The sequence below is a fragment of the Clostridioides sp. ZZV15-6388 genome (assembly GCF_020657755.1).
Lineage (GTDB): Bacteria > Bacillota > Clostridia > Peptostreptococcales > Peptostreptococcaceae > Clostridioides.
The window spans coordinates 1-488 of the sequence record NZ_JAGWCU010000091.1 but is presented as its reverse complement, the minus strand read 5'-3'; the positions used below and the strand labels follow the sequence as shown (position 1 = coordinate 488).

1 protein-coding gene is annotated in these 488 nt (G+C 32.8%); it reads right to left on the bottom strand.

Features of this window, described 5'->3' with window-relative positions; all coding sequences use genetic code 11:
* Positions 1-161: 161 nt before the first annotated feature.
* Positions 162-350 (bottom strand): hypothetical protein, encoded by a 189-nt coding sequence (locus tag KGF48_RS19905; protein WP_003425627.1) that lies wholly within the window; start codon positions 348-350, stop codon positions 162-164.
* Positions 351-488 lie beyond the last annotated feature (138 nt).

The following is a 488-nucleotide window of genomic DNA, read 5'->3' as shown; positions in this document are numbered from 1 at the left end:
GAATATAGAAGCCCCCACATCATGTGAAGTTTGCGATTACCTGCAAGAATGTGAGGGAGATTTTACCTGTATGTATCATTCTTTTACTAAATTAAGCAAAATAACAGGTGTAAAAGTGACTGCATTTAAGTATTGTTTTCCAGATGAAAATCCCAAAGCTACTATCTAAGAAGTTTTTTTAGAATAGGACATTCTTCATTAGAAGAAGAGTCGCAAATATGACTTCCATCACATCTAGTTGACATTAACTTAGATCCAAAAGTACCTGGAGGAGCTGAATATTCGCAAGTAAGAGAAATGGTTTCGTTTATTACAGGACATTCTTTGCTTATAACTCGATATTGGCTCATACTCTCACCACCTTTCTAATTAATTTAAACATATTGGAAGTATGTTTAAATTAATTATAGCGTGTAAATTATCATGGTGTAGAATAGTTTCAAATCAAAAGAAGCAACTAAATAGTTAAAGACAGGAGGTATGCTAAG

Bases quoted from the DNA above. Each gene is read 5' to 3' on its own strand.
- KGF48_RS19905 (WP_003425627.1), bottom strand. From the start codon at position 350: ATGAGCCAATATCGAGTTATAAGCAAAGAATGTCCTGTAATAAACGAA.